Raw genomic sequence first — 26,991 nt, 5'->3', positions numbered from 1 at the left:
AGCGGGGACCCGCACCGTCCGGCGGCCTCAGGCCTGCGCCATCTCCTCGGCGATGGCGGCGGCGAAGGCGTCGACGTCGGCCTCGGTGGTGTCGAAGGCCGTCATCCAGCGGACCTCGCCGGTGGACTCGTCCCAGGTGTAGAAGCGGAACCGCTTGCGCAGGCGTTCTGCCACGGCGGGGGGCACGATCGCGAAGACGGCGTTGGCCTCGACCGCCCTGGTCAGGGTGATCCCGGGCACGTCGCGCACGGCCGCGGCGAGCCGCGCCGCCATGGCGTTGGCGTTCCTGGCGTTGCGCAGCCACAGGTCACCGGCGAGCAGCGCCTCGAACTGCGCCGACACGAAGCGCATCTTCGAGGCGAGCTGCATCGAGCTCTTCCTGAGGTAGATCAGCCCGCGCACGGCCGACGGGTTGAGCACGACGATGGCCTCGCCGAACATCAGCCCGCCCTTGGTGCCGCCGAAGGAGAGCACGTCCACGCCGGCGTCGGTGGTCAGCGCGCGCAGCGGCACGTCGAGCGCCGCGGCGGCGTTGATCAGGCGCGAGCCGTCGAGGTGGAGCAGCATTCCGAGGGCACGGCAGTGGGCGCCGATCGCGGCGATCTCCTCGGGAGAGTAGAGCGTGCCCAGCTCGGTGCTCTGGGAGATGGAGACCACCCGGGGCTGGGCGCGGTGCTCGTCGCCGAAGCCCCACGCCTGCCGGTCGATCAGGCCGGGGGTGAGCTTGCCGTCAGGAGTGGGCACGCTCATGAGCTTGAGCCCGGCGCTCTGCTCGGGAGCCCCGCCCTCGTCGGTGTTGATGTGCGCGGTCTCGGCGCAGATCACCGCCTCCCACGGCGTGGTCATCGCGCGCAGGCCGACGACGTTGGCGCCGGTGCCGTTGAACACCGGCCATACCTGCGCCGCCTCCCCGAAGTGGACCTTGAAGATCCCCTGGAGGGCCTCGGTGTAGGCGTCGTCACCGTAGGCCACCTGGTGTCCGCCGTTGGCCAGGGCCAGCGCCTGGAGGACCTCGGGGTGCACGCCGGCGTAGTTGTCGCTGGCGAACCCCTTGACCTCGGGGTCGTGGTGGCGTCGTGCCTGGGTCACGTGGTGAGGTCCAATCGCATGCCGTTGATCTCCTCGGCCGGCCGGTCCCACAGGCCGGCGACGGCCTCGGCGAGGTCGTTCACGTCGGTGAAGCCGGGGAACTTCCTTTCGGGGCTCGCCGCGCGCATGTCGTCGTTGACCAGGGCCTTGATGACCAGGATCGTGGCGGCGCCCGGAGTGCCGCGCAGCGAGTCGGCCAGCGCGAGCGTCCACGCCTCGGTGGCGGCCTTGGCCGCCGCGTAGGCCGCGCTCCCCTGGGTGGGCTGCTGGGCCGCCTTCGCCGAGACGATGGCGAACCTGGCGCCCTCGCTCTGGCGCAGCAGCGGCTCGAAGGCCAGCGAGATGTTCTGCAGGGTGCGGATGAGCCGCTCGTGCAGGGCGTCCCAGTCGGCGAGGTCGGTGTCGGCGAAGGTCTTGGACCCGCGCCAGCCGCCGACGAGGTGGACGACCCCGTCGGCCCGCCCGTGCTCCTGCTCGACCCGCCGCGCCAGCGCGCGCACGGCTTCGGGGTCGGTGAGGTCGACCGCGGTCACTCCCTCGGCCTCGTGCCTGCCGACGCCGATCACGGTGTCGCCCCGTGCGGCCAGGCGTGCCGTGACCGCGCGGCCGGTGGGGCCACCCGCCCCTGCGACGACGACGACCCTGCTGCTCGCCCTCGCTCCGTTGGTGGACGGCTGGGGGCTGGGGTTGCTCACGCGCGGATTCCCTTCGTGGCCTCGATGACGCCAGAAAGCTTACGGCGCAGGGCCTCGTAGAACATGCTCAGGGGGAACTCGTCGGGCAGGACCGCGTCCACCACGGCCTTCGGGAAACCCTCGACGGGAAGAGCGTCCACGCCACGGTTCCACACCGATGCGGGGTGCGGGGCGACGTACGTCGCGACGAGCTGGTGGGCGGCGAGCCAGTGCGCCAGCTTGGAGCGGTCGATGCCGTCGCGGTAGAGCTTCTCCACCTCGCCGCGCAGGTCGGCGACGCCGCCGGCGACCCGGTCCCAGTCGATGGCGAGCCGGTTGTCGGTCCAGCGGACCACGTCGTTGCGGTGCAGGTAGGCGAACAGGAGCTGGCCGCCCAGGCCGTCGTAGTTGCGCACGCGCTCCCCGGTGATGGGGAAGCGGAACAGCCGGTCGAACAGGATGGCGTACTGGACGTACCGGGCGTAGGGCACGCCCTCCGCCTCCAGCTTGACCGCCTCGCCGAACGCGGTCAGATCGCAGCGCAGCTCTTCGAGCGAGTAGAGCCAGTACGGCATGCGCTGCTTGATCATGAACGGGTCGAACGGCAGGTCGCCGTGGCTGTGGGTCCGGTCGTGCACCAGGTCCCACAGGACGAAGGTGTCCTGGGCGAGCTCCTGGCTCTCCAGCAGGCGGGCGGCGTCCGGCGGGAGCGCCAGCTTCAGCGTGTCGGCGGCGGCGCGGCTGACGCTCCGGAACCGGGCGGCCTCGCGGTCGCAGAAGATGGCGCCCCAGCTGAACCTCGGCGGGGTCTCGCGGACCGCGACGGTCTCGGGGAACAGCACCGCGCAGTTGGTGTCGTAGCCGGCCGTGAAGTCCTTGAACGCGATCGGCACGAACATCGGGTTGTCGTAGCGCCCGCTCTCCAGGGCGGCGAGCCACTCCGGCCATACCGTGCGGATCCAGACGGCCTCGAGGTTCCGGTTCGGGTTGCCGTTCTGGGTGTACATGGGGAAGACGACGAGGTGCTCCAGGCCGTCGACGCGCTGGGTGTCGGGGTGGAAGGCGTTCAGCGAGTCGAGGAAGTCGGGTACGCCGAACCCGGCGGCCTGCCACTTGCGCAGGTCGGCGATGACGGTGGCGAGGTACTCCGCGTCGTGGGGGAAGGCCGGGGCGAGCTTGCCGATGCCCTCGATGACGCGGTCCACGATGGGACCGGCCGAGGCGGCGTCCTGCACGGAGCCGTCCTTGGCGGTGAGCGGGCGCAGGTCCTCGACGGCCGCCTTGAGATCGGCGAAGTCGCCGTCGGCCTCCTCCACGCCGGCGCCGCCCACCGGGACGCGCGCGGCCCAGGTCACGACGTTGCCCCAGAGCCGGGCGTGCCCGAGATCGTCGATGGAGTCGTCGCCGAACAGGTCGGAGTCGGCGAACACGACCACCCGTCCCTCGCCGTGGCGCAGGGCGACCGCGAGCGCCCGGCCCGGCGGGTCGGCGGCGGGCGAGGTCGCGAACAGGACGGTGGCCCCTGCGGGCGCGGTGAGCACGCCCGCGCGGTAGAAGCACGCCTCGCGGGCGCCCGCGGTCAGGTCCTCACCGGCGGCGGGGACGGGCCTTCCGAGCACCCAGGTCGCCACGCCGTTGTAGGCGTTGCCCGGATCCTGGACGGTCGTGTGCTCGATGCCCACGCCGAACCGTGCCAGCAGGTCGGCGAGGTTGTTGCCGTACTTCTCCTGCTCGCACTCGGCCAGCACGACCAGACCGCCGCCACCCGCGACGTAGTCCTCGATGGCGTCGAGCTCCTCGACCGGCAGGATCGGGCTGCCCTGCCCGGTGGTGCGCTCCCAGCGGTCGGCGGAGGGATGAGCGATCACAAAGGTGTCATGGGCGGCGAGCACGGCCGGAGTGATCGCGCCCTCGGTGTGGGCGGTGACGGTGTTCCCCAGCCGTCTGAGGATCTCCGCGGCGCGTGCGTAGCTGTTGTCGTCGGGATGCGCCGGGTTGATCGCCTCGGCGACCTCGCGGTGGATCGTCCACGACTCGTTGTGCGCTTCGTCGAACAGCACCCGCGGGAAAGCCCTCATGCCGCCCTGCCCCTCCATTAGCGAAAATTCTCCATGTACGCCTGCTTATGTACGGAAAATATACACGGATACGCCAATCTCCCGGGAAACCCGTGACGCTCCGGCGCCCGGACCGGGGTGCGGCGCCCGCGGGTACCGGTTCAGGGACCGGCCGGTTACGGGAACCGGGCCGGGGATCCGGTACGGGGTCCCGCCCGGAATCCGTGCGGCGGCGCCGAGCCGGCGTACGGGGCCCAGCGGGTCCATGAGGCGGCCGGGATTCCGCCGGGCGGCGGAGGGCGGGTCACCCGCGGGAGGGACGATGCCCGGCCTAGCGCGCCCGTACCGTCCTGGCCACACGGTGGAAACCGTGGACTCCGGCGCCGCGGCCCTTACCGGCGTGGCGTGGAGCGCCCGCCCCGACCGAGGAAGCGACATGTTCAAACTGACCGATCCGACCGGCTTCCGCCGCACGCTGACCGGCGTGGGGCTCCTGCTGTCCGGCGCCTTCCAGCTCACCGCCACGCTCGTCGACCCCGGCACGTGGGGCGATGACCGTGAGGCCGTCAGCTACGGCGACAACCCCGCCCTGGCCCAGTTGCAGTCCGCGCTCTACCACTGGAGCTGGATCCTGCTGCCGCTGGCCGCGATCGGCCTGATGCACCTGCTGCGCAAGCGCGCCGTCGTGCTCGGCCACATCGCCGGCGTCCTGACCGCGCTCGGGTTCATCAGCGTCTCCGCGCTGCTCATGGGCGACCCGGTCGAGTGGTACTTCGGGCGGCATTACCCGGCCGACCAGGCCACGAAGATGTTCGACGAGGTCTACAACCTGCCCGGTGTCGTGTTCGCCTTCCAGATGCCATGGGTGTTCCTCGGCCCGGTCGGCCTGGTGCTGCTGATGATCGCGCTGTGGCGCAGCGGGTTCATGCACTGGTGGGCACTCGCCGTAGGGCTGGTGGCGTGGCTCACTCCGTACGTCACCCCCTACGGCCCGCTCAGCCTGCTGTGGAGCGGCGGCAACCTGGTGGTCCTCGGGTACCTCGCGCTGAAGGTCCTGCGAATGGGGAACGAGAGCTGGAACTCCTACTACCCGGCCTCGACGCCCGGCCGCACCACCCCCGACTCGTACGCGAACACGACCGCCTGAGCGCGGTCGCGGAGCCGCAGTTTCATCAGCACCCGGGCCACGTGGGTCTTGACCGTGGCCTCCCCGACGAAGAGCTCGGCCGCGATCTCGGCGTTGGTGAGGCCACGGGCCAGCCGCCGCAGGACCTCCAGCTCCCTGGGGGTGAGCTCCGACAGCCGTGGCGGCCTGACGGGCTCGTGCCGGCCCGCGAAGGAGGCGATCACGCGGGTGGTGACCGCCGGATCGAGCAGCGAGTCCCCGGCGGCGACCACCTTGATCGCCTCGACGAGCTGCTCCGGCGGCGACACCTTGAGCAGAAATCCGCTGGTCCCCGCCCGGAGCGCGGCGTACAGGTTCTCGTCGGTGTCGAAGGTGGTCAGCATGATGATCTTCGGGGGGTTGGGGCCGCCGAGCAGCTGACGCGCGGCGGCCAGGCCGTCCATCCTGGGCATCGAGATGTCCATGAGCACGACATCCGGCAGAAGGCGGCGGGCCACGGCGACGGCCTCCATGCCGTCGCCGGCCTCACCGACGACCTCCATGCCCGGCTCGGACTCCACCACCATGCGCAGCCCGGCGCGCACCATCGCCTGATCGTCGGCCACGACGATGCGTACGGTCATTCCGATCTCCCGCCCCTCGGCGGATCGATACGAGAATGCGTCCTTAACTGCCGATAGAGAGGGATTAATACCGCCATAGCGTGGACATTAATCTCCAATCGGTGCCGGCAACATGGCCGATGACCCCCTCGCAAGCCATCTCCAAGTGACCTCCAAGTCCGGTCAAGATCGATAACGCCCTGTCGCAGGTCGTTCAACGCCCGATTGCAGAACCATGACGGCGCCCGCGTGAGCCTTGAACGGGGCTGCCCGCGCTGCGACCCTTGAATCAATCTGGTCCGGAATAGGAGGCGGAGATGCCCCGCGTGCATTACCTCTTAGCGGGGTTAAGCGCTCTCGGATCGCTCACCCTCACCATGCACCCCCATCCGAGCGGCTCCACCGACCGTGTCACACCTGGAACGGTCCGCGTGGAGGCCCGGGCTCACGTGACCATCAACCTGCTCGACGACCGGAGCGTGATCCAGCAGGTGGTCCGGGAGTACGAGACCCCGGTCGGCACCGGCAGCGGGTTCACGGTCTCCCCCGACGGCGTCGTGGTGACCGCCACCAGCGTCGTCCAGTCGAGCAGGGACCCGCGCGTCTATGCCGCCAACCGGGTCTTCGCCGAGTACTTCAAGGTCAAGATCCCGGCCGACTTCTCCCGGCACAAGCTGAAGAACCCCGAGCTCAACGGCCGCCTCCAGGCGTGTTACCCGCCGCAGCAGCAGAACTCCAACTGCATCATCACGCCCGTCACCAAGGTCACCGTCTTCCCGTACGCCGACCCGCCCCTCGCCGAGGGATACCCGGCGGATCTGGTGCACACCGGGACCTCACCCGGCGCGCCCGCCGTGCTCAAGCTCGCCAAGGGCGGCGAGGACTCCACCCTCCCGACCGTCCCGCTCGGCACGACGCTCGGCAACGGCATCGAGTCCGTCGACGTAATCGGGCTGCCCAACCGGCCGAGCGCCAAGACGCCGCCGAAGGCGGAGACCGCCCACCTCGACCCGAAGGGCGGGCGCACGTTCAAGCAGGCCGAGCGCGTCAAGCTCGACACGTTCCTCAAGAACGACGGCGAGGGCGCGGCGGTGGTCGACGACGGCAAGAGCGAGGTCATCGGGCTCGTGACCGGCGGCGGCAGCACGCCGCAGAGGGTCACGCCGGTGGACGACATCCGCGCCGCACTGGTCGCGGCCAACGTCACCGCCCGCCGCGGCCCCGTCGACGTCGTGTACGAGACCGCGCTGGCGCCCTACCACAACAAGTTCTACGCCAACGCGATCCCCGTGCTGGAGCAGGTCCTGCGGATGCGTCCCGACCACGCGGTCGCCCAGGACCATCTGCGCTTCGCGCGGGCCAACCGCGCCGCCGGGCCGGCCACCGGCAAGGCGAAGGCGCCCGCCGCGAAGCAGGCCACGACCCTGTCGCCGCTGGTGCTCACCGCCATCGGCCTGGCCGCCGCCGGCATCCTGCTCGCGACGGCCGTTCCGCTCCTGCTGCGGCGACGCCGGCGGGCCGAGGCACAGGCGGGAGCGGACGCGAGCCTGCCCGAGCAGCTCGCCGCCGTCCCCACCTGGCCGCCCCGTGGCACCCAGACGATGGACACGGGGGCCGCGGCCGAAGGGTCCTTCCCCGCCTACCACCACGCGTCCGGCACGGGGGCTTCGCCGGTCGCCGCCGGACCTGGGGCGGCGGGCGCGGGGGCGGTAGGGTCTGGGTCCGCAGGTTCCGCGGGCGCCGGTTCCGGCTCCGTGAACTCCGGATCCGGTGGCAACGGCGGACAGGTCGTGTTCTGCACCCAGTGCGGCATGCGCCTCGGCAAGGCACACCGTTACTGCGGCTTCTGCGGGCACCCGGTGGACCAATGAGCGAGCAAGGATTCTCGATGCCCCCGCTGATCGGCGTGCAAGTGGCCGACTACCTCGTCGAGGCGGTCGTCGGGCGCGGCGGAATGGCCACGGTCTACCGTGCCCGTGACCGTCGCCTCGGCCGGGCGGTCGCGCTCAAGGTGCTGGCCCCGCAGCTCTCCCAGGACCAGCGCTTCCGCGACCGGTTCGTGCGCGAGTCGCGCCTGGTGGCCGGCATCGACCACCCCAACATCATCCCGATCTACGAGGCCGGTGAGAGCGGCGACCTGCTGTTCATCGCGATGCGGTACGTCGAGGGTCCCGACCTGCGCAAGCTGATCCAGGCCAGCGGCCCGCTGCCGGTGGTCCGCGCCTACCGCCTGTTCTCCCAGATCGCCTCGGCACTGGACGCCGCCCACCAGAACGGCCTGGTACACCGCGACGTGAAACCGGCGAACATCCTGGTCGCCGAGGGCTCCGAGCGCGACCCCGAGCATGTCTACCTCACCGACTTCGGGCTGACCAAGAGCACCTACTCCGAGGCGGGGCTGACCAGCCACGGCCACTTCATGGGCACCCCGCGTTACGTGGCCCCCGAGCAGATCCGCGGGCTGCCCGTGGACGGGCGGAGCGACCTGTACGCCTTCGCCTGCGTGGTGTACGAGGCGCTGACCGGGCTGCCGCCGTTCCAGCGGGACACCGAGCTCGCCCTGCTCTACGCGCACGTCTCCCACGACCCGCCACCGCTGACGCCGTACCGCCCCGACCTCCCCCACGCGGTCAACCAGGTGATGTCCAGGGCCCTCGCCAAGGCGCCGACCGAGAGGTTCGCCACCTGCCAGCAGTTCGTCGCCTCCCTGCGGGACGCGATCAGCGGCGAGGACCCGCACCCCAGCCCGTCGGAAGGGCGGCCGGCCTGGCAGGAGGAGCCTCCGGGCGCCCCGGTCACCTCCTCGCCCTCGCTGCGATCCCTGGACTCCGTGCGGCCCACCACGTCGATCCGCTCGCTGGAGTCCCGTGGACAGATGGGGCCTTCCGTCCACGGGGGGCCGCTCACCCATCCGGGCTCGGGACAGCCCGCCAAGAAGCGGCGCTGGCCGATGGGCGCGCTCATCGGCGCCGCCGCCGTGCTGGCCTCGGTCGCGGTGGTGGCCACACTGCTGGCCAGCCAGGGTTCCACCCCATTGGGCACGAAGCGGTACCCCGGGACCACCGCCGCACCGATCTCCTTCGAGTACCCCGGTGGCTGGGACGCCCGTACCCACGCCGACGAGTACGTCATCGTCTCTCCGGCGGCGGCCGAGTTCGACACGCTCTTCTCGGTGCCCATCGCCTCCGACTGGACCGCCGTGAACGCCCTGCTGTCCGCACACCCCGATCAGGCGACGGGCATATTCACCGAGCTCAACGACACCTTCACCACCTCGGACACGCCCGAGACGCTGCAGCGCAGCCTCAGCTTCGTGCTGCCGGGGCCGGCCGAGTTCGCCTCGGCGCCCACCACGACCACCGTGGCGGGCAAGCCCGCCTTCAGGCTGACGGGCGTGGTGAACGATCCGGGACAGCAGGGCCGCCTCGATGTGGTCGCCTACATCGTGGGCCGAGGGCAGGGGCGGCCGGTCGCGTTGATCACCTTCTTCTGCCCGCCGGCGAAGTGCGACCAGTCCCTGATCGACAAGGTCATCGGCAGCGCCCGGTTCACCTCGTAGCCGGGGAACGGCGTCATGGACAAGCGCTTGCTCGGGGAATAGTCTGCGGCTCGTGAGCTATGCCATCGGGGTCGATGTCGGCGGCACCTTCACCGACGTGGTCGTCAGCGGGCGATCGGTGACCGTGGCCAAGGTTCTGAGCACGCACGAGGACCCGGCCGACGGGATCGTCACCGGGATCACCGAGGCACTCGGCCGAGCGGGCGTCGCGCCCGGAGCGGTCACCCGTGTCGTCCACGCCACCACGCTGGCGACCAACGCCGTGCTCGAACGCCGCGGGGTGCGGGTGGCGTACGTGACGACGCGCGGGTTCCGCAGCGCCATTCCCCTCGGCCGCTACGCGCGGGTCGAGGAGGACCGGTACGACCTGCGGTTCGTCCCCCCACCGCCCCCTGTCGCGCCGGAGGACTGCTTCGAGGTCCCCGAGCGGGTCGGCCCGCGGGGCGAGACGCTCGAGGAACTGGACGAGGACGCGGTCCGGCGGGTGGCAGCGCTGATAGCGGAGCGGGGTATCACCTCGGTCGCGGTGTGCCTGCTGCACTCCTACGCCGACCCCGGCCACGAGACCCGGGTCGCCGCGATCCTGCGCGAGACCCTGCCGCCCGGTTCCACGGTGGTGACCTCCTCGGAGGTGTGGCCGGAGCTGCGGGAGTACGAACGGGCGACCACCACGATCATGTCGGCGTACATCGGGCCGGTCATGGCCCGCTACCTCGGCCGGCTGCGCGAGCGGCTCGACGCCATCGGCGTCACCGCGCCCGTCCACGTCATGGAATCCGGTGGCGGCATCATGTCGGCGGAGCTCGCGGCCCGCAAGGCCGTCGCCACGATCGAGTCGGGCCCGGCCGCCGGGGTGCTCGCGGCGGCCCTGACCGGGCACCCCGACATCATCTCGTTCGACATGGGCGGCACCACGGCCAAGACCTGCGTGATCAGGAACGGCCGGCCGGAGATCACCCACGAGTTCCACGTCGGCGGCAAGGGCAGCTACGGCGGCCGGCGGGCCGGGACCGGCGTACCGATCAAGACGCCCGCGATCGACCTGGCCGAGGTGGGCGCGGGCGGCGGCAGCATCGCCTGGGTGGACGCCGCCGGGGCGCTGAAGGTGGGTCCCCGGTCGGCGGGCTCGGAGCCCGGGCCCGCGTGCTACGGCCGGGGCGGTGGCGAGCCCACCGTGACCGACGCCAACCTCGTCCTGGGCTACCTCGACCCGTCGTCCCTCGGCTCGCTGCCGCTCTCGCCCGAGCTGGCCGACAAGGCCGTCGACCAGAGACTCGCCTGGCCGCTCGGAGTCTCCCGGGCCGAGGCGGCGCACGCCGTACACGAGATCGCCAACGCCGCGATGGGCTCGGCCGTCCACGTGGTGACCGTGCAGCGTGGCATCGACCCGCGCGGCTTCGTGATGGTGGCCTTCGGAGGCGCGGGGCCGATGCACGCCGCGCGGGTAGCGGAGCGGTTCGGCATCGACACGGTGATCGTCCCGCCGCACTGCGGCGTGGGATCGGCGGCCGGGCTGCTCGCGGGCGACCTGTCCACCGACCGGGTGCTGTCCCGGCTCGGCGCCGGCGACCCGTCGGCCGTCTTCGCCGAGCTGGCGGCGGGGGCGGCGCGCGATCTCGGCCTCGCGCCTGATTCTCAGGACGTGACGGTGGAGCGCTCGGTGGATGTACGGTTCGCCGGCCAGGCGCATGACCTGACGGTGCCGTGGAGCGACGCGCTCGACGAGCTGTCCGAGCGATTCTTCGCGAAATATCAGCAGGTGTACGGCATCGCGCAGCGCGGGCCCGTCGAGATCGTCAGCTACCGCGTCCGCCTCACCCAGCGAGCCGCGACCCCGCCCCCGGCTCACGAAGGCGTGCCTGGGAGAAGCCCGCACGACGGTGGGGCTGGGGCCCGGGACGAGGACAGGGCCGGGGCCGGGGGCGGTGGCCGTACCGCCGTCAGGCGCGCGTGGTTTCCCGAGGCCGGTGGCTTCACCGCCACCCCGGTGCTCACCCGCGAGCACCTGCGCGGCACGTCCGGCGCCGGCCCGGCGAGCGCCACCGGACCCGCGATCATCGAGGACGCCGAGGCGACGATCGTCGTGCCGCCCGGCTGGACCGCCACCCTGTCCCCCGGCGGGGCCGTGACCTTGGAGCGTGCCCGTTGACCGAGTCGCTCACGGCCGAGGTCCTGAGGAACGCCCTGGTCGTGGCCGCCGAGGAGGCCAGCATCGTGGTCGTGCGATCGGCCTACTCGACGTTCATCGTCGAGGGCTCCGACGCCTCGGCCGCGATCCTGGACGCCCACGGCCGGCTCGTCGCCCAGTCGATGGCGACCACGCTGATGAACAGCATGGCCCTGAAGATCGCCCTGCCGGAACTGCTGAAGGACATCCCCGCCCACACCATGCGGCCGGGCGACGTCTACGTGCTGAACGACGCCTACCGGGGAGGCGTGCACACCAACGACCTGCTGGTCTACCGCCCGGTGTTCGTCGACTCGCGGCCCGCGTACTTCACGGCCACGATGATCCACGTCTCCGACCTCGGCGGCCTGTCGGCGGGCGGCATGGCTCCGCTCGCGACCGACATCTTCTTGGAGGGCCTGCAGCTTCCGCCCGTACGCCTGGCCACGGCCTGCGGCATGGAACCCGCGATCGAGGCGATCCTGCGGGCCAACAGCCGCACGCCGGACAAGGTCATGGGCGACGTCCGCGCCCTCATCGCCGGCACCGCCGTCGCCGCGACCCGGCTGGAGGCCCTTCTCCTGGAGCACGGCCCTCAGGGGCTGGCAACAGGCATCGACGCCTACCTCGACTACACCGAGGCCCGGACCCGTTCGGCTCTGGCCGAACTGCCGCCAGGGCGGTACGTGTCCTCCTACGCCATCGACGACGACGGCATCGACCTCTCCCGATCTCACACCGTCCGCGTCGCCGTCTCCATCGGGACGGCCGTCCAGGAGCCATCCGCGGCGCAGGACCTCCGGCTCCACAAGCCGCAGGGGGGCCGCTCCGCACCCGCCCCGGGCATACTCCTCGACTTCGAGGGGACCGACCCCCAGGTGCCCGCGGCGATCAACTCCTCGTCGTCACAGTCGCTCGCCGCCGCCGTGTTCGCGGTGCGGTGCTTCCTCGACCCGACGATCCCGATGAACGAGGGATGCCTGCGCGCCATCGCGGTGCGGCTGCCCCCGGGGTCGCTGCTCAACGCCCACTCGCCCCACCCCTGCGGGGGACGCTTCGTACCGATCTATGCAGCGATGGAGGCGATCTTCCAGGCCCTCTCCGACGCGATGCCGGATCGCGCCATCGCGGCGTCGGGGATCCTCCAGCCCTTCAGCATCGCCGCCCGCGCCGCGCCGTTCTGGATCCACCTGTCGTACGACTTCGGCGGGGTGGGCGCCAGGGCGGGCATGGACGGGCCGGACGCGACCGGCGTCCACTTCGGCATCGGGCGCAACTCGGTGCCCCAGGTCGAGCCGGTGGAGACCCGCTGCCCGCTGATCGTGGAGTCGGTGGAGACCATCGCCGACTCGGGCGGGCCGGGACGCTGGCGAGGAGGTCTGGGGTCGAGGACGGTGTTCCGCTTCCTCGCCGACGCCCACGTCACCACGCGCGGCGACCGGCTGCGCCACGCGCCGCCCGGCCGATCCGGCGGTCTGCCGGGGCGGCTCGGCGGCTTCTTCAAACGCCACCTCGACGGCACGGTGGAACGCCTGAACTCCAAGGTCAACAACGTGTGCTTCGTGGCCGGCGAGGCACTGATCATCGAAACGACCGGAGGCGGCGGCATCGGTTCCCCGACCGACCGGCCCACGGATGAGATCCTGCTCGACCTCGAATCCGGCAAGATCACCGACCGGAGCGCCTGCGCCGACTATGGCCTGACGGCCACGAGAGCCGTTCCAAGCTCGTGAAAGGCCAGGCGTGTAGCGGACTCCGCATCTTTCTGAGCGGGGTACCCGGTTGTTCACCCCCCGATCCAGGGTCAGCCGCCGATGGCCTGGGTTGCGACTCTGCGTTCTGTGTCTGAGGAGGATCGGGAGTTGTCGTGACTCAGCGGCACTGCTGTTCCGGCACGAGGATCGACGTATCTGAGAACGGCTGAGTGTTGGTCAAAGGGTGAAAGGCCCTCCCGGCACCCATTTGATCGGGGAACCCAGCTGCCTCCCACCCAACACAGGGCCCACCCCCCAAGGCCCGGAACGTGACTTGCGATCCCTTACCCAGCGAGGGGATAGGAACAGTCATAACCCAGGAGGCTATCGCTGTTCCGGCGCGGAGATCGACGTACGCCAGAACAGCTGAGTATTGGTCAATGGGGTGAAAGGCCCTCCCGGCACCCATTTGATCGGGGAACCCCATCGGCTTCCCACCCAGGTCAGGACCTGGCTAGAAAAGTCGGGGCGCGGGCTTCTGGGAAGGTCGTCCCGCGACTTCGGCTCCGGCCAATCCGGCCTTACCGGTTCGTTCGGTCTACCTTTCGGGGTACGTCCCCGGACTCGCCTTGCGGGGTACGTCCCCGGACTCGCCTTGCGGGGTACGTCCCCGGACTCGCCTTCCGGGGTACGTCCCCGGACTTCGCCTTGCGGGTATGTCACGGCCGATACCTTCCGCGGTAGCTCCCGGCCTGGGTGGGAGGCAATCGGGTTCCCTGATCAAATGGGTGCCGGGTGGGGCTCCAATACATTGGTCAATGTCGGATTTCGAGTGTTGTTCCTGGATGGGTTACCTCTGTTTCAGGGAAGCAGTTTCAAGGCATCCACATGAGACGGCCGTACGACCGCGAAGTGCCTCCGGTCGAGAGTTGCGACTTCTGTCAACCCCAGCTTTTCGGCGAGCGCGATGACCGATGCGTCCACTAGGCCCAAAGGAAGATCATTGTAACGTTCCATGAGCTGAGCGATACGAGTGAGGTCGCGAAGTCCCACATCTACGATAGTGAAGTCTCCCGCGGCCAGAGACCGTACAAATCCGATTTCGACGCGTGGTCCGGCTTCTCTGGCCAACATGTAACAGGCCTCTGTCACGACGAACGATGGGATGAGGAGCTCGTCCCCCGCGAGATGTGCCGCCGTAAAGAGATCGACACAGACCATATGATTCTTATCGCCGGCCAGAGCCGCGGCCACGAGCGGACCGGTGTCAATGAGGATCACGCGGAGCGACCGAGCTCTCCGCTCAAAATCTGGTCCACCCTCTCGGATATGTCGGGTCGCCGTGCCCGCGCGGATCCGAACCACTGCGGAGGCCACTCACTCCTGCTCTGGTGGCCATCGGCGCGTAGCAGGGAGAGAGCAGCGGACACCTCCTCATCACTGAGGTCATCGATGAGATGGTGAAGTTCCTCCCGTGCAGCACTCATGTACGAAGTGTAACGACGACAATGCCCATAGCGACCGCCTTCCCTCACCTGGTGTCCCTGGTGCAGACTCGCCGGACACTCGTGGTGACTCCTTGCCACGGCAGGCGCCCGGCGGTACTACGAGCGATGGCCATTTGACGCCGGGATGAAACCGGTGACCTCCGCCCAGGCGTGGGCACCGTCGAGGACCGATCGATGGACGGCCCGCGCGATGCGCGCCCCCCATGAGGACCTCGGTCCGCCGAACAGCTCGGCAGGGCCCTCGGAGCGCACGGCCACGCACACGGCGTCCGACGCGGTGCCCGTGCACTCGTACCCTGCCTCGGCCAGCGCCTGGGTCTTGGCCTCGGTCACGGTCATCACGGTGTTGACCAGTGCGGCGTCGCTCATCGCCACAGGGACGACCACGATGATGTTGATCGTCCCGGGGGCCGGAGAGGCGGGTCTCGGCACGCCCGGCGCCTGACGCGGCGGCGGAGAGGCGGGTCTCGGCACGCTCGGCGCCTGACGCGGCGGCGGAGCGGCCGGCCGGGGAACCCGGTCGTCGCGTTCGGGGCGCAGCTCAGGGTCGGGGACGCCTTCGGGCGAGGCGGCCCAGGTGGGGACGCGCAGCCCGACCGTGGCGACCGCGTCCACTCCCCCGTCCTCGGCGCGGGTGTAGTGGGCGACGGAGGCCGCCGTCATCATGCCGACCCCCGGCCCGGCCGGTGCGAGTTCCAGCAGGTGGCCCACCGGGTCCATCCGGGAGTACGCCCCGACGACCTGCGCGTTCAGCACCCACTCACCGGGGCCGATGCCGCCTCCCACCATCGCGGAGGAGATCATCCGCCATCCCGGCCCCAGCTCCCACAGCAACGAGGCGAGACGGGCGCCGTCCTCGTGCCGATGGCTCAGGGACAGCATGCGAACTCCTCACGACCGGGTTCCGGAAGCGTACAGAATCCCCACCGCCCGCAGATACAGGGACCGGGGGTCACGCGGTCAGGGCTGAGATCCGGAGCCGTTCGCCGGGTGGGTCGGGTCGTGGACGGGGACGGGGACGGGTTCTGGAGTCGCCGGGCGGATGAGGTTGACGAGGGGGCGGCCGTCGTGGCCCTGGTCGACGCGGACGTGCGCGCCGAAGTGCCGGGCCAGCAGCGACTCGGTGAGCACCTCTTTGACCGGGCCGGAGGCGGCGTGACGGCCGCCGTCGATCAGCAGCATCGAGTCGGCGTACTGCCCGGCCAGGCTGAGATCGTGGATGGTCGTCACCACGGTGAGCCCGTCGGCGAGGCGGAGCCGGTCGACCAGTTCCAGCACCTGTTGCTGGTGGCCGAGGTCGAGCGCGGTGGTTGGCTCGTCGAGCAGCAGCACGGGAGCCCGCTGGACGAGCGCCCGGGCGAGCACCACCCGCTGGCGTTCCCCGCCGGACAGGTGCCCGAGAGGCCGGGCGGCGAACGCGGACAGGTCGAGGCGTTCGAGCACCGAGCCGGTGATCTCCCGGTCGTGCTCGCCCTCCCTGCCCAGGTAGGAGATGTACGGTGTGCGCCCGAGCAGGGCGTAGTCGAAGACGCTCAGGCCCGCCGGGAGCAGAGGGGCCTGCGGGGCGTAGGCCATCAGCCGTGCGCGCTGCTTGGGCTTCAGGCTGCGTACCGGTACGCCGTCGATCAGCACCTCGCCCTGGGCCTCCAGCAGGCCCATCATGGCCCGGAGCAGAGTGGACTTACCGGCGCCATTGGGCCCGATGATCGCCAGCCACTCACCGCCGCGCACGGACAGGCCGATCTCGGACAGCACCGGCCGCCCGTCCAGCGCGACGGAGAGCTCGCGGACCTCGATCGAACTCATGCCCGCACCGCCGCCACGTTGCCGCGTCCGCCGCGTCCGACCCATGGCGCGCTCACGCCTCCGCGCCCGCTCACGCGTCCACCGCTCTTGTCGCGCGGAGGACGCCGACGAAGAAGGGGGCGCCGATGAAGGCGGTGACGACCCCGATCGGCAGCTCGGCCGGGGCCAGGACGGTGCGGGCGGCCAGGTCGGCGAGCACCAGGAACGCCGCCCCGACCAGCAGTGACAGCGGGAGCACCATCCGGTACGACGCGCCCGCGAGGCGGCGCACGACATGGGGGACGACGATGCCGACGAAGCCGATGAGCCCGCTGACCGCGACGGCGGACGCCGTGGCGAGCGATGCCGCGCACAGGACGACCAGCCTGACGCGGGCCGCGTTGACGCCCAGGCTCACCGCCTCGTCGTCGCCGACGGACAGCACGTCCAGCAGCCGCCCGTGAGCGATCAGGATCACCATCGACACCAGGGCGTAGGGGGCGATGAGCCACACCTGCGACCAGTCGCCGCCGATGCCGCCCATGATCCACGAGTAGATCCGCTGCAACTGCTCGACGCGGATCTGCTGTACGAACGCCTGCAGGGCGGACAGGAAGGAGGAGACGGCCACGCCGGCGAGCACGAGGGTGGCCGTGCCACCACCACGGCCCGCGGTGTTGCCGAGCGCGTACGCCAGCAGCACGCCGCCGATCGCCCCGCCGAACGCGGCCAGCGGCACCAGCCCTTCGACCTGGATCAGCACGATCATCAGGGTCGCGGTGAGGCCCGCTCCCGCGGCGGCGCCGAGCAGGTACGGATCGGCGAGCGGGTTGCGGAACACGCCCTGGTATCCGGCGCCCGCCATCGCCAGCAGCCCGCCGACCACGGCCGCGAGCACCACGCGCGGCATCCTGAGCTGGAAGAGCAGTCCGCGCTCCACAGGGGAGAGCCCCGAGTCGACCGACACGAACGGCATCCGGTCGAGCAGTTCCAGCACGATGCCCTTGAGGGGGATGGAAGCCGCGCCGATCATCAGACCGGCCAGCACGCAGGCCACGAGCACGACGAGCGCGACGGCGAGCGCCACCGGCCGCATCGTGGCCCCGCGTGCCGTCCCGCGCCCCGGCCGCATCGTGGCCCCGCGTGCCCTCCCCCGCCCCGGCCGCATCGTGGCCCCGCGTGCCCTCCCGCCGGCCGGCGCCCCCGGGTCGCCGGCACCGGGGTCCGCCACCTTCCGGGAGCGTGTGCCGGGTCTCAGCCCGCGGCCCTCTTGACGGCCTCGTCGACGACCTTGACGAAGTCCACCACGCGAGGTCCCCAGCGCGAGGCGATGTCGTCGTCGAGCGTGAACACCCGCTCCTTCTTGATCGCCGACAGGCCCGCCCAACCGGGACGCTTGGCCAGCGTGTCCCTGGACTGCCCGCAGCACTTGGTGTCGGCCAGGAAGATCAGGTCGGGGTCGGCCTTGGCCACGAACTCGGTGGAGAGCTTGGGATACCCGCCGGCGGCGTCCGGCGCCTCGTCCGCGATGTTGGTCAGCCCGAACTGAGCGTAGATCTGGCCGATGAAGGTGCTGGAGGTCACGGAGTACGGCGTGTTGTCGAGCTCGTGGAAGAACGAGAGCTTCTTGTCCTTGGGCGCGGCGGCGACGAGCTCGTCGATCTGCCGCTTCATTCCGGCGACGAGCTCGTCCGCCTTCGCCTTGTTGCCGGTGGCGGCTCCGAGGTCGGCGATCTCGTCGTAGGTCTCGTCCAGCTTGGTGGCGGCGGGTTCGAGCAGGACGGGGACGCCGACCTTGGTGAGCGCCGCCACGACGCCGCCGGTGTCGTTGGCGAGCACGACCAGGTCGGGCTTCTTGGCGATGATCGCCTCGGCGTTCGGCTTGAAACCGGACAGATCCGTCTTGGGGGCGTCGGCGGGGTAGGTCGACTGGTCGTCGACGGCGAGGACCTGCGGCCCGGCGCCGATCGCGAACAGGCTCTCCGTGGCGCTCGGCGAGAGCGAGACGATCTGCGTGGGCTTCTTGCCGATGGTGACCGGGCCGTTGCCGGCCTGGACGGTCACGGGGAAACCGGCGGCCTGCGAGGACGCGGCGGGGGTGGGGGTGGCGGAAGCGGCGTCCGAAGTGCCGCTGGATTGGCCGCATCCGGCCAATGTCAGCGCACCCAGCAACGCGCCCGCCAAGGCCGTGCGTACGGGCCTCACGAGAGTTCCTCCTGTTGCCGGGAAATCGAGAGACCCGTGATGTGACGGATCACCCTTTTCCACGAGGGTTGACGGCGTCGGCGCGGCATGCAGGCGACCTGGCTCGACCCCGAGGGATCTCACAGTTGCGGGACAGCGCCGGACTCACACCGGACTTCGCTACACGCTGCGCGTCAAACGAACGGTATCAACGAACCGGCCAACCGGATACGACGGGTCGAAACCCCCACCGTTCCCGAACCGCCGGTACGACCGGCGGCAGCGCACAGCCATTCCCCGCCCGGCCGCGTGGCCGAGGGTGGACGCCGCTCGTACGGCTCAGCCCAGCTGGGACTCGGCGGCGGTGATGATCTGCTGGAGGCGGAGGCCGTGGTGGGCGTCGAGGGGATGACCGCCGCCTCGGCGTACGGTCTGGGCGAACTCGGCGACCATGTCGGGGAAGACGTCGTAGCCGAGGTCGCCGCCGTCGAGGGTCTCGCTGCCGTGGCGGCCGAAGACGGCCAGGTGCGAGGCGCCGTGCTCGACGCGGGCGGCCATGGTCAGCGACGCCTCGCTGACCGCGCCGCTCTGGTGCTCCAGCATCAGCCCGACCCAGCCGAGCGTGTGGCCGTGGGCACGGATCCCGACGACCGGCCCGAGCGCGGCGTCGAGCATGTCGATCATGTGGGGGCCGACGTCGAGGATCGCGCCACGCTCCTGGCGCCATGGGGAGTCGATGGTGTGCAGGGCGCCGGAGATGTTGAGCGCGTACCCGCCGAACGGCTCGATCGCGTGGACCCGCTCCAGGAACGCCTTGGTGGCGGCCGAGTAGCGGAAGGTCAGCACCATCTGGGAGGCGACACCCGCCTCGCCCACGGCGTCGGCGAGACGCTTGGCGCCGTCGAGGTCGGCCGCGAGCGGCTTCTCCAGCAGCAGGGCCTTGCCCGCCTTGGCCGCCTGTACGGCCAGCTCGGCCTGCACGCCCGGCGGCACGCAGAACGCGACGGCCTCGCAGACGTCGAAGAGCTCCTCGACCCGCTCGTAGACCGGGACGCCGAGCCGGGCCGCGGACCGGGGCCTGCGTGCCCACACGCCGGCGAGCCGCGTGTGGGGGCCGGCCGCCAGCGTGGGCGCGTGGACCGCCTCCGCCCAGGGACCCGCTCCGATCAGACCTACCGCGACTGGCTCCATGGCGCTCAACTCCCCCACGTACCCGATCATTCGTCGCGAGACTAGCCCAATCCCCGCTTAGCTCGCGGCATCTTTCCACGAGCGCAGGGCGTGCTCGGGGCGGTGGGCGGTGGTGCCGCCGTCGACGGCGATGGTCTGGCCGGTGATGCAGCGCGCCTCGTCCGAGGCCAGGAAGGCGACGACCGACGCCACGTCCTCGGGGCTCGCGGCCCAGGGGAGCACGCGCTCGGCGGCCTTCTCGGCGAGCATCGTGGGGCTCATGACGGCGCGGGCCGTGTCGGTCATGACAAGGCCCGGGGCGACCGCGTTGCAGCGGATGCCACGCGAGCCGTACATCGTGGCGACATACCGGATAAATCCGTTTAAGGCGGATTTCGACGTGCCGTACGCCGCGTGGTCCGTGTCCCCCACCAGCCCGGAGACCGACGAGGTGACCACGATCGCCCCTCCCTCGATCATGTGCGGGACGGTGTGCTTGACGACGAGCATCGCCCCGCGCAGGTTCACGGCCATGGTCCGGTCCCAGACCTCCACGTCCAGGTCCAGCAGGTCGCCGTCCCGCCCGTACACCTCGGGTTCCAGGCAGGCGGCGTTGGAGTGCGCGACGTCGAGGCGGCCGAAGCGGTCCATCAGCTCGGCGACGGCACTCGCCGTGGAACCCTCGTCGGCGACGTCGCACTCGAGCGCGTACGCGGCGGATCCGATGGCCGAGGCGACCTGCCAGGCGGTCTCGACCCTGATGTCGGCGACGCCGACCCGTGCCCCCTCGCTCGCCAGCCTGAGCGCCGTGGCGGCGCCGATCCCCGACCCGCCGCCGGTGACGAGCGCGACCCGATCGCGGAACCTCACCGCCCTGACCTCACCATTCGACGAGCAGGGACGGCAGGCCCCGTCCGACGATGGACTTGCGGTACGTGATCCGCATGCCGGGCACCAGGCGCAGGCCCGGCAGGCGTTCGCCCAGCACCTCAAGGGCCGTGCGGAGCTGGAGGCGCGCCAGCGCGGCGCCGACACAGAAGTGGATGCCGTACCCGAACGTCATATGGGCGTCGGCGTTCTGGCGCCGGGGGTCGAACGACTCCGGCGAGGGGAAGACCGTCTCGTCGTGCGCCGCCGAGTCGGTGGAGAGCAGCACGAGCGAGCCCTTGGGGATCGTGACGCCGTGCAGGTCGATGTCGGTCAGGGCGTACCGGAACGAGCCGAGGCTGGAGCCGTCGATCCGCATGCACTCCTCGACCGCGTTCTGGATCAGCTCGGGGGCCGGTGGCCAGGCGCCCTCGCGTAGGAGCCGGAGCACGCTGTTGCCGAGCTGGTTGGGCACGGTGTCGTTGCCGCCGAGCAGGATGGTGGAGATCAGCTCGACGACCTCCCGGTGGGACAGCTCGGTCCCGATGAGGCCGGTCATCAGGGAGGTGAAGTCGTCGCGCGGCTCGGCGACGCGGGAGGCGACCAGCTTGTCGACGTAGTCGAGGTAGGTGAGGAAGCTGCGCGCGAGCACGAGCTGCCGGTCCGGCGGCTGTGGCGACAGGAACAGCATGAACCAGTCCTTGACGTGCTCCTTGACGAACTCCTCGTCCTCCTCGGGCACGCCGATGAAGCGGGCGGTGAGCTTGGCCGAGGGCTCGTGCCCGAGCTCGGCCACGAAGTCGGCGCCGCCCTGGGGGGCCACCCGGTCGAGGACCTCCTCGTTGAGCCGCCTGAACCGCTGTTCCATCGCGGTGACCGCGCGCGGGGTGAAGGCACGGGACACCGAACGGCGCAGCCGCGTGTGCGTGGGCGGGTCGACGTTGGCCACGAAGCTGGACAGGAAGGACCCGTGGTCGCCGAGCACCTTCCGCGTCTCGGCGGCCAGGCTCCGCGAGATCGTCAGCGATCCCTCCGAGGAGAACCGCCTCGGGTCCGCGTACGCGGCGCGGACGTCCGCGTGGCGGGTCAGGACGTACGCGCCCAGGTGCTCGCTGTGGAACACCGGCCGCTCGTGCCTGAGCCTGCGCAGGAATTCGTACGGCGAGGCGACGTGCCAGTCGGACGTGACGTCGAAGTCGGTGGCGCCCGCCGGTGAGGTGCCTTCCATCGCCGGTGTCACGTCCTCGGTCGCGGGTGAGGTGCTCTGGGTGGCCGGTGCGGTGTTCTCCATGGTCACGACCTGGGGGTGAGGATCCTGCGGGGGTTCTCGACGAGCATCTGGTGGATCTGGTCCTCGCCGACACCGCGTTTGCGCAGCTCGGGAAGGACGTCCCGGGAAATGTGCAGCAGGTGGTAGTTGGGGTGACGCGCGCGCACCACCTCAGGGTCGAAGCGGTCGTTGAAGCAGTAGGAGTCGTGTGACAGCACCATCCGGCCGGCGTGGCCGCGGGCGCACATCTCCGCGACGATGGCGACCCTGTCCTCGAACGAGCTGATCGTCTCGATGCCGAACCGGTCCATCCCGAGGTACGAACCCGCCGCGATCAGCTCTTCGAGGTAGGCGAGGTCGGTGGAGTCGCCGGCGTGGCCGATGACCACCCGTGACAGGTCCACGCCCTCGGACGCGAGGAGCCGCTGCTGCGCCAGCCCGCCCCGTGAGCCACTGTGGGAGTGGGTCGTGATCGGCGCTCCGGTCTCCCGATGCGCCTGGGCGACCGCGCGGAACACCCGCTCGCATCCCGGCGTCATGCCCTGGTGGTCGGAGGCGCACTTCAGGATCGCGGCCTTGACACCGGTCCGCCCGATCCCCTCGGTGATGTCTCTAACGAAGAACTCGGCGAGCCGGTCCGGCCCGCCGAAGAGGCTGCCCGGGCCGCGGTTGCCGAAGTACGGGGGCAGCGCGTCGTAGGTGTAGAGCCCGGTGGCGACGACGATGTTGACCTCGGTCAGCTCCGCGACCCGCTGCACCGCCGGGACGTACCGGCCGAGCCCGACCACCGTCAGGTCCACGATGGTGTCGATCCCCTCGGCCTTGAGGGCGCCGAGCTTGTCCGCCGCCTCCCGCGCCCTGGTCTCCAGGTCCCATCCTTCGGGGATGTCCGGCCAGTTCCACAGGATCTCCGGGCTGAGCCCGAAGACGTGCTCGTGCATGAGCGTGGCCCCGAGGCCGGCCACCGGTCCTCTCACGGTGTTCACGGCCCGGTTCCCCGGCCCCTCTCCCCGGTCAGGCATGGGAGACGACCGGGAACCTCGGGTGGTCGAACGGCTCGTTGATCCGCAGGCCGAGGCCGTCGGTCTGCCGGTAGGGCGTGCCGGTGTAGAGGGCGTTCGCGTCGAAGTAGGTGACGGTGAAGGACAGGCGGGGGGTGTCCCCGCGGTTGGCCGCGGCGCCATGAACGGTCAGCGAATGGTGGACGGTCGCGTCGCCGGCACGCAGGTCGAGGGGGGCGGACAGCTCAAGCTCCTTGAGCCACGGGTGCTGGGTGAGCTGGTCGTCGCCGTCCCGGGTGAAACTGCGCCCGAGGATGCCGTATCTGTGGGACCCGTTGTAGAACCGCAGGCTGCCCAGGTCGGCGGGGACGTCGACGAGCGCGAGCCAGACGGTGAGCATCGCCGAGCGGTCCATCGGCATCCAGGGGAAGTCCTGGTGGAACTCGGTCGGGCCGTGCCCGCTCTCACCCGGCTCCTTGATCAGCAGGTTCGTCACCTGGATGCGGACCCCGCCGACGCCGTGCAGCAGCCGGGTGGCTGCCCGCCCCATCGCGGGGTCGAAGGCGAGGTCGTGGAAGGCGTCGTCGGACTCGGCGATGTCGCGCGACTGGCCGAATGCCTGGTCGACCAGGGTGGACCGCTCGCGCGAGCGGCTTTCCAGGTAGCCCAGCGCGCGCTCGCGCAGCACGCCCACCGTGGCGGTGCCGACCAGTCCCGGCAGCCTTACCCAGCCGTTCTCCTTGAAGAAGTCGACCTCATGATCGGTCACGTCGCGGACCGGAGCATTGGTGGCCATGCCCCAGTTTCGAACCAACACCCCGCCTAAAGCAAGCGCTTGGTATAACCCCCTGTGCCGCCGTGTCGGTCACGGCGGCACAGGGGCGGGGGTCAGGTGGGGGTTATCGGACGATGCCCTGGCTGTCGGTGCCGTCACCGTTCCAGTCACCGATGACCGGGAGGTCGGCGCCGCCGCCGTAGGCGATGGACTTGGTGGTCTCGGTGGCGCTGGTGACCGGGCTGGTGCGCATGTAGAAGGTGTTGTCCATCCGCACGCCGATGTTGTCCTTGCCGTCGCCGTCCCAGTCGCCCACCAGCGGCACCGAGTTGGCGTTGCCGTACCTGAAGGTGTACTGCGCCTGACCGGTGGCGGGGTCGTTGGAGATGTAGAACGTCGCGTTGGCCGGGTTGTAGGCACTGGGGGTGTCGCTCCCATCGCCGTCCCAGTCGCCGATGAGGGGAGTCATCGGGCCGTCACCGTAGGCGATGGACTTGGTGGTCTCGGTGGCGCTGGTGACCGGGCTGGTGCGCATGTAGAAGGTGTTGCCCATCCGCACGCCGATGTTGTCCTTGCCGTCGCCGTCCCAGTCGCCCACCAGCGGCACGGAGTTGGCGTTGCCGTACTTCAAGGTGTACTGCGCCTGACCGGTGGCGGGGTTGCTGGAGATGTAGAACGTCGCGTTGACCGGGTTGTAGGCACTGGGAGTGTCACTCCCATCCCCGTCCCAGTCGCCCACGATGGGCACCATGGGACTGTTGCCATAACTGATCACCGGCCGGGTGTGCTCATTGGACGCCTGGTCATCGGACAGAAAGAAGTCCAGAACACCGTAGTCGATCGGGCCTGGATCGGCGTCCATTCCAACGGGAGCGGAGTACCCGACGATGTCGACGTTGGTGCGAGAGTAACTGTTCTCCTTGATGCGGTCACCGCTGTTGCCCTCGATGGTGTAAACGGTGCCGGCGGTCGCCGACTTGACTATTCCGACGTGGTCGATGTCACCGCTCTGATCCCAGTCGAACACGATGGCGTCACCGGGCTGGGGTGTGTAACCGCTCGAACGGGCGTGCCATGTTCCGTACCTCGTCCCGTAGTCCTTGAACGAGCTCGCCCACCCTGTCAGTACGCCTCCGTCGCCCTCCGCGATGTTGGCGTAGCGCACGCCGGCGTTCTTCCATGCGTATTTGGAGAAGTCGGCACACCAGTCGCTGTCGCGCCACTGGACTCCGTCGGTGGATGGGCACCCGGATGCGGGCTTCCACGTGCGGAAGTATCCGGTGTAGTAATTACAGCCGCTCCCCATCGGCTGCTCGTGGTTCCGCGAGGAGTTGTTCAGCTGGCTCTGGGCGACGGACACGATGGAGGCGCGTGATGCCGCGCCGGCGGGAGCGGCCGTGGTCGCGATCATTCCTGATCCGAGGAGAACCGTGGCGGCCAGCCCGCCGCCAAGGCGACGGAAGAAGCGCGAGCGGCTTTCCCGAGCTTCGACGCGGGGGGTGATCGTGCTCATGAAAGTTCCTTTCCGGTCCTGCCGACTTTCGTGGGACAAGGATCCGGCTAGGCGCTCCAATCCTTCTGTAACTCCGCTGTAGCTTTCCGGCGGCCGGCTTCCGGCGGTTCACGGGCGGGGATTTCAAACGGTGGACACCAGAACGCCCCTGTGCCGCCGTGTCGGTCACGGCGGCACAGGGGCGGGGGTCAGGTGGGGGTTATCGGACGATGCCCTGGCTGTCGGTGCCGTCACCGTTCCAGTCACCGATGACCGGGAGGTCGGCGCCGCCGCCGTAGGCGATGGACTTGGTGGTCTCGGTGGCGCTGGTGACCGGGCTGGTGCGCATGTAGAAGGTGTTGTCCATCCGCACGCCGATGTTGTCCTTACCGTCGCCGTCCCAGTCGCCCACCAGCGGCACCGAGTTGGCGTTGCCGTACTTCAAGGTGTACTGCGCCTGCCCGGTGGCGGGGTTGTTGGAGATGTAGAACGTCGCGTTGGCCGGGTTGTAGGCACTGGGGGTGTCGCTCCCATCACCGTCCCAGTCGCCGATGAGGGGAGTCATCGGGCCGTCACCGTAGGCGATGGACTTGGTGGTCTCGGTGGCGCTGGTGACCGGGCTGGTGCGCATGTAGAAGGTGTTGCCCATCCGCACGCCGATGTTGTCCTTGCCGTCGCCGTCCCAGTCGCCCACCAGCGGCACCGAGTTGGCGTTGCCGTACTTCAAGGTGTACTGCGCCTGACCGGTGGCGGGGTTGCTGGAGATGTAGAACGTCGCGTTGACCGGGTTGTAGGCACTGGGAGTGTCACTCCCATCACCGTCCCAGTCGCCCACGATGGGCACCATGGGACTGTTGCCATAACTGATCACCGGCCGGGTGTGCTCATTCGACGCCTGGTCATCGGACAGAAAGAAGTCCAGAACACCCAAGGTGGGAGGGCCTGAGGCTGCCGAGATGGCATCGACGATGATCTGCGCGTCACCGGCCTGCGGCTGGTAGCGGTCCGGATACGCCGACACCTGCACGGCCTGGCAGATCTCGCCGATCGGCTCGGTCATCCACCTGTTGTTCGGGTACTTCGAGAGCATCTTGTTGAGAAAGGCGTTGGTCGCCCAGGTCGGGTTCAGCCGCTGTGCCCTGGTTCCCCACGAGGCCCGCTGCTGGAACAGCCCAAGGCTGTCGTGGTCGAGCTCTTCGCTGATGTTGTCGATGCTCGACTCGACGATCGTCGTGGTGACGGCGATGACGGCGGCCCTGGGATGCAGACCCCGGTCGCGCACGGCTTCGATGATCATCCGTGCGCAGGAGACGCGGTACGCTGACATGTAACCCCGCATCTTGGCTCTCAGCGTGCCGTTGAGCTGCGTCGCGAGGGCGGAGTCGGTGGAAGTGGGGCCGTTCGGATCACATGGAGCGAGGGCCCGGGCCGCGTCGACGTCACCGGCTTTCGCGCTCGGCGCCGGGGTGGGATCCGCCATTGCGGCGGTGGGCGTCATCAGCACGCTGCAGGCCGCCGCCATGACGGTCAGTCCGGCGAGCCGGCGGGCGCCTCGGGCCGGACGCGAGGGGAGAGCACTCATCGGATGCCTCGATTCGGGACAGGTTCGATCTGACACCGAAAGAGTGCGGCCGGGCGCTCCAACCCTTCTGTAAGAACTCTGTAGGACCCTGCATGGTCACCGTCCGCGATCACACACGCGCTTCTGACGGAAAGGGTTGATCACTGTCAGGGTTCGTGATATTTCATTGATCATGTGGCGCTCCGCCACAAGTGTGACCGATTGCCGCCCTAGTGGCTTTTGCGGTGATTGTGTTTGAGACAGCTGGCTGCGAGGCAAGAGGGTGGTCTCGCGGACCGACGCTCGACCCGGCCCCGGCTCGTGTGCCCCCATCGTCGTGCGGTCGGCGAGTCCATGCCGCCCTCGTACGACCACGGAGGCCCGTCACGCCGGGCGCTCCGGATCGCACA

The 26,991-nt window shown here is 70.1% G+C and carries 21 protein-coding genes and 1 riboswitch; of the genes, 5 read left to right on the top strand and 16 right to left on the bottom strand.

Translation table 11 applies throughout. The features are described 5' to 3' along the window. Nucleotides 1-27: 27 nt before the first annotated feature. From ABD810_RS23575 to ABD810_RS23565, 3 genes are read right to left on the bottom strand one after another with little or no spacing between them, the layout of a single operon-like run. Nucleotides 28-1,089, bottom strand: coding sequence for a threonine aldolase family protein (locus ABD810_RS23575; RefSeq protein WP_344944287.1), 1,062 nt, complete (start codon nucleotides 1,087-1,089; stop codon nucleotides 28-30). After that, the gene (locus ABD810_RS23570; protein ID WP_344944285.1) at nucleotides 1,086-1,784 is read right to left on the bottom strand and encodes an SDR family NAD(P)-dependent oxidoreductase; all 699 of its coding nucleotides are present in this window, start codon (nucleotides 1,782-1,784) and stop codon (nucleotides 1,086-1,088) included. The genes ABD810_RS23575 and ABD810_RS23570 overlap by 4 nt, the downstream gene beginning before the upstream one ends. Continuing rightward, complete coding sequence (locus ABD810_RS23565; protein ID WP_344944282.1) at nucleotides 1,781-3,841, bottom strand: DUF6421 family protein; 2,061 nt, start codon at nucleotides 3,839-3,841, stop codon at nucleotides 1,781-1,783. The genes ABD810_RS23570 and ABD810_RS23565 overlap by 4 nt, the downstream gene beginning before the upstream one ends. A 415-nt stretch (nucleotides 3,842-4,256) precedes the next feature. On the opposite strand from ABD810_RS23565, the gene ABD810_RS23560 reads away from it, so the two are divergent. Further along, nucleotides 4,257-4,967 (top strand): hypothetical protein, encoded by a 711-nt coding sequence (locus ABD810_RS23560; protein WP_344944279.1) that lies wholly within the window; start codon nucleotides 4,257-4,259, stop codon nucleotides 4,965-4,967. Here ABD810_RS23560 and ABD810_RS23555 read toward each other — a convergent pair. Continuing rightward, nucleotides 4,907-5,569 (bottom strand): response regulator, encoded by a 663-nt coding sequence (locus ABD810_RS23555; protein ID WP_344944277.1) that lies wholly within the window; start codon nucleotides 5,567-5,569, stop codon nucleotides 4,907-4,909. The genes ABD810_RS23560 and ABD810_RS23555 overlap by 61 nt on opposite strands. Nucleotides 5,570-5,865: 296 nt before the next feature. On the opposite strand from ABD810_RS23555, the gene ABD810_RS23550 reads away from it, so the two are divergent. From ABD810_RS23550 to ABD810_RS23535, 4 genes are read left to right on the top strand one after another with little or no spacing between them, the layout of a single operon-like run. After that, nucleotides 5,866-7,419, top strand: a complete 1,554-nt coding sequence (locus tag ABD810_RS23550) for a hypothetical protein (RefSeq protein ID WP_344944274.1) — start codon at nucleotides 5,866-5,868, stop codon at nucleotides 7,417-7,419. A gap of 17 nt (nucleotides 7,420-7,436) precedes the next feature. Then, a complete protein-coding gene (locus ABD810_RS23545; RefSeq protein ID WP_344944271.1) occupies nucleotides 7,437-9,107 on the top strand; it encodes a serine/threonine-protein kinase in 1,671 nt (556 codons plus the stop codon). 52 nt (nucleotides 9,108-9,159) lie between these two features. Beyond that, nucleotides 9,160-11,256, top strand: coding sequence for a hydantoinase/oxoprolinase family protein (locus ABD810_RS23540; RefSeq protein WP_344944268.1), 2,097 nt, complete (start codon nucleotides 9,160-9,162; stop codon nucleotides 11,254-11,256). Next, entirely contained in the window at nucleotides 11,253-13,007 is a 1,755-nt protein-coding gene (locus ABD810_RS23535; protein WP_344944265.1) for a hydantoinase B/oxoprolinase family protein, read from the top strand. Before ABD810_RS23540 ends, ABD810_RS23535 begins: the two co-directional genes overlap by 4 nt. 822 nt (nucleotides 13,008-13,829) lie before the next feature. Here the strand turns inward: ABD810_RS23535 and ABD810_RS23530 are convergent. The 12 genes from ABD810_RS23530 to ABD810_RS23475 form a co-directional block, all read right to left on the bottom strand. Beyond that, entirely contained in the window at nucleotides 13,830-14,249 is a 420-nt protein-coding gene (locus ABD810_RS23530) for a type II toxin-antitoxin system VapC family toxin (protein ID WP_344944263.1), read from the bottom strand. A 323-nt stretch (nucleotides 14,250-14,572) separates the two neighbouring features. After that, a complete protein-coding gene (locus tag ABD810_RS23525; protein ID WP_344944260.1) occupies nucleotides 14,573-15,358 on the bottom strand; it encodes an adenosylcobinamide amidohydrolase in 786 nt (261 codons plus the stop codon). Between the two features lie 78 nt (nucleotides 15,359-15,436). Beyond that, a complete protein-coding gene (locus ABD810_RS23520; protein ID WP_344944257.1) occupies nucleotides 15,437-16,282 on the bottom strand; it encodes an ABC transporter ATP-binding protein in 846 nt (281 codons plus the stop codon). 70 nt (nucleotides 16,283-16,352) lie between these two features. Then, nucleotides 16,353-17,393, bottom strand: coding sequence for a FecCD family ABC transporter permease (locus ABD810_RS23515; RefSeq protein ID WP_425566943.1), 1,041 nt, complete (start codon nucleotides 17,391-17,393; stop codon nucleotides 16,353-16,355). A 122-nt stretch (nucleotides 17,394-17,515) separates the two neighbouring features. Further along, on the bottom strand, nucleotides 17,516-18,466 hold the full coding sequence (locus ABD810_RS23510; RefSeq protein ID WP_344944254.1) for an ABC transporter substrate-binding protein: 951 nt from the start codon (nucleotides 18,464-18,466) through the stop codon (nucleotides 17,516-17,518). Nucleotides 18,467-18,510: 44 nt separating this feature from the next. Next, nucleotides 18,511-18,651, bottom strand: a riboswitch (adenosylcobalamin (AdoCbl) riboswitch). 133 nt (nucleotides 18,652-18,784) lie between these two features. Continuing rightward, nucleotides 18,785-19,636, bottom strand: coding sequence for a Gfo/Idh/MocA family protein (locus tag ABD810_RS23505; RefSeq protein WP_344944252.1), 852 nt, complete (start codon nucleotides 19,634-19,636; stop codon nucleotides 18,785-18,787). Nucleotides 19,637-19,693: 57 nt separating this feature from the next. Next, nucleotides 19,694-20,485 (bottom strand): SDR family NAD(P)-dependent oxidoreductase, encoded by a 792-nt coding sequence (locus ABD810_RS23500; protein WP_344944249.1) that lies wholly within the window; start codon nucleotides 20,483-20,485, stop codon nucleotides 19,694-19,696. Between the two features lie 10 nt (nucleotides 20,486-20,495). Continuing rightward, the gene (locus tag ABD810_RS23495; RefSeq protein ID WP_344944247.1) at nucleotides 20,496-21,773 is read right to left on the bottom strand and encodes a cytochrome P450; all 1,278 of its coding nucleotides are present in this window, start codon (nucleotides 21,771-21,773) and stop codon (nucleotides 20,496-20,498) included. Between the two features lie 2 nt (nucleotides 21,774-21,775). Then, complete coding sequence (locus ABD810_RS23490; RefSeq protein WP_344944244.1) at nucleotides 21,776-22,738, bottom strand: phosphotriesterase family protein; 963 nt, start codon at nucleotides 22,736-22,738, stop codon at nucleotides 21,776-21,778. Between the two features lie 28 nt (nucleotides 22,739-22,766). Further along, nucleotides 22,767-23,567: a phytanoyl-CoA dioxygenase family protein gene (locus ABD810_RS23485; RefSeq protein ID WP_344944241.1), complete on the bottom strand. Its 801-nt coding sequence runs from the start codon at nucleotides 23,565-23,567 to the stop codon at nucleotides 22,767-22,769. A gap of 85 nt (nucleotides 23,568-23,652) precedes the next feature. After that, nucleotides 23,653-25,041: a CHAP domain-containing protein gene (locus ABD810_RS23480; protein ID WP_344944238.1), complete on the bottom strand. Its 1,389-nt coding sequence runs from the start codon at nucleotides 25,039-25,041 to the stop codon at nucleotides 23,653-23,655. A gap of 199 nt (nucleotides 25,042-25,240) precedes the next feature. Further along, nucleotides 25,241-26,602: a hypothetical protein gene (locus ABD810_RS23475; RefSeq protein WP_344944235.1), complete on the bottom strand. Its 1,362-nt coding sequence runs from the start codon at nucleotides 26,600-26,602 to the stop codon at nucleotides 25,241-25,243. Nucleotides 26,603-26,991: the final 389 nt, after the last annotated feature.

The sequence above is a fragment of the Sphaerisporangium flaviroseum genome, assembly GCF_039537005.1.
Classification (GTDB): domain Bacteria; phylum Actinomycetota; class Actinomycetes; order Streptosporangiales; family Streptosporangiaceae; genus Sphaerisporangium; species Sphaerisporangium flaviroseum.
The sequence above is the reverse complement of the archived record's forward strand: the minus strand, read 5'-3'. Positions and strand labels throughout refer to the sequence as shown.

Coding starts and splice junctions, on each gene's coding strand:
- ABD810_RS23555 (WP_344944277.1), bottom strand. CDS start 5,569: ATGACCGTACGCATCGTCGTGGCCGACGATCAGGCGATGGTGCGCGCC.
- ABD810_RS23545 (WP_344944271.1), top strand. CDS start 7,437: ATGCCCCCGCTGATCGGCGTGCAAGTGGCCGACTACCTCGTCGAGGCG.
- ABD810_RS23520 (WP_344944257.1), bottom strand. CDS start 16,282: ATGAGTTCGATCGAGGTCCGCGAGCTCTCCGTCGCGCTGGACGGGCGG.
- ABD810_RS23565 (WP_344944282.1), bottom strand. CDS start 3,841: ATGAGGGCTTTCCCGCGGGTGCTGTTCGACGAAGCGCACAACGAGTCG.
- ABD810_RS23495 (WP_344944247.1), bottom strand. CDS start 21,773: ATGGAGAACACCGCACCGGCCACCCAGAGCACCTCACCCGCGACCGAG.
- ABD810_RS23475 (WP_344944235.1), bottom strand. CDS start 26,602: ATGAGTGCTCTCCCCTCGCGTCCGGCCCGAGGCGCCCGCCGGCTCGCC.
- ABD810_RS23515 (WP_425566943.1), bottom strand. CDS start 17,393: ATGCGGCCGGGGCGCGGGACGGCACGCGGGGCCACGATGCGGCCGGTG.
- ABD810_RS23550 (WP_344944274.1), top strand. CDS start 5,866: ATGCCCCGCGTGCATTACCTCTTAGCGGGGTTAAGCGCTCTCGGATCG.
- ABD810_RS23505 (WP_344944252.1), bottom strand. CDS start 19,636: ATGGAGCCAGTCGCGGTAGGTCTGATCGGAGCGGGTCCCTGGGCGGAG.
- ABD810_RS23560 (WP_344944279.1), top strand. CDS start 4,257: ATGTTCAAACTGACCGATCCGACCGGCTTCCGCCGCACGCTGACCGGC.
- ABD810_RS23480 (WP_344944238.1), bottom strand. CDS start 25,041: ATGAGCACGATCACCCCCCGCGTCGAAGCTCGGGAAAGCCGCTCGCGC.
- ABD810_RS23525 (WP_344944260.1), bottom strand. CDS start 15,358: ATGCTGTCCCTGAGCCATCGGCACGAGGACGGCGCCCGTCTCGCCTCG.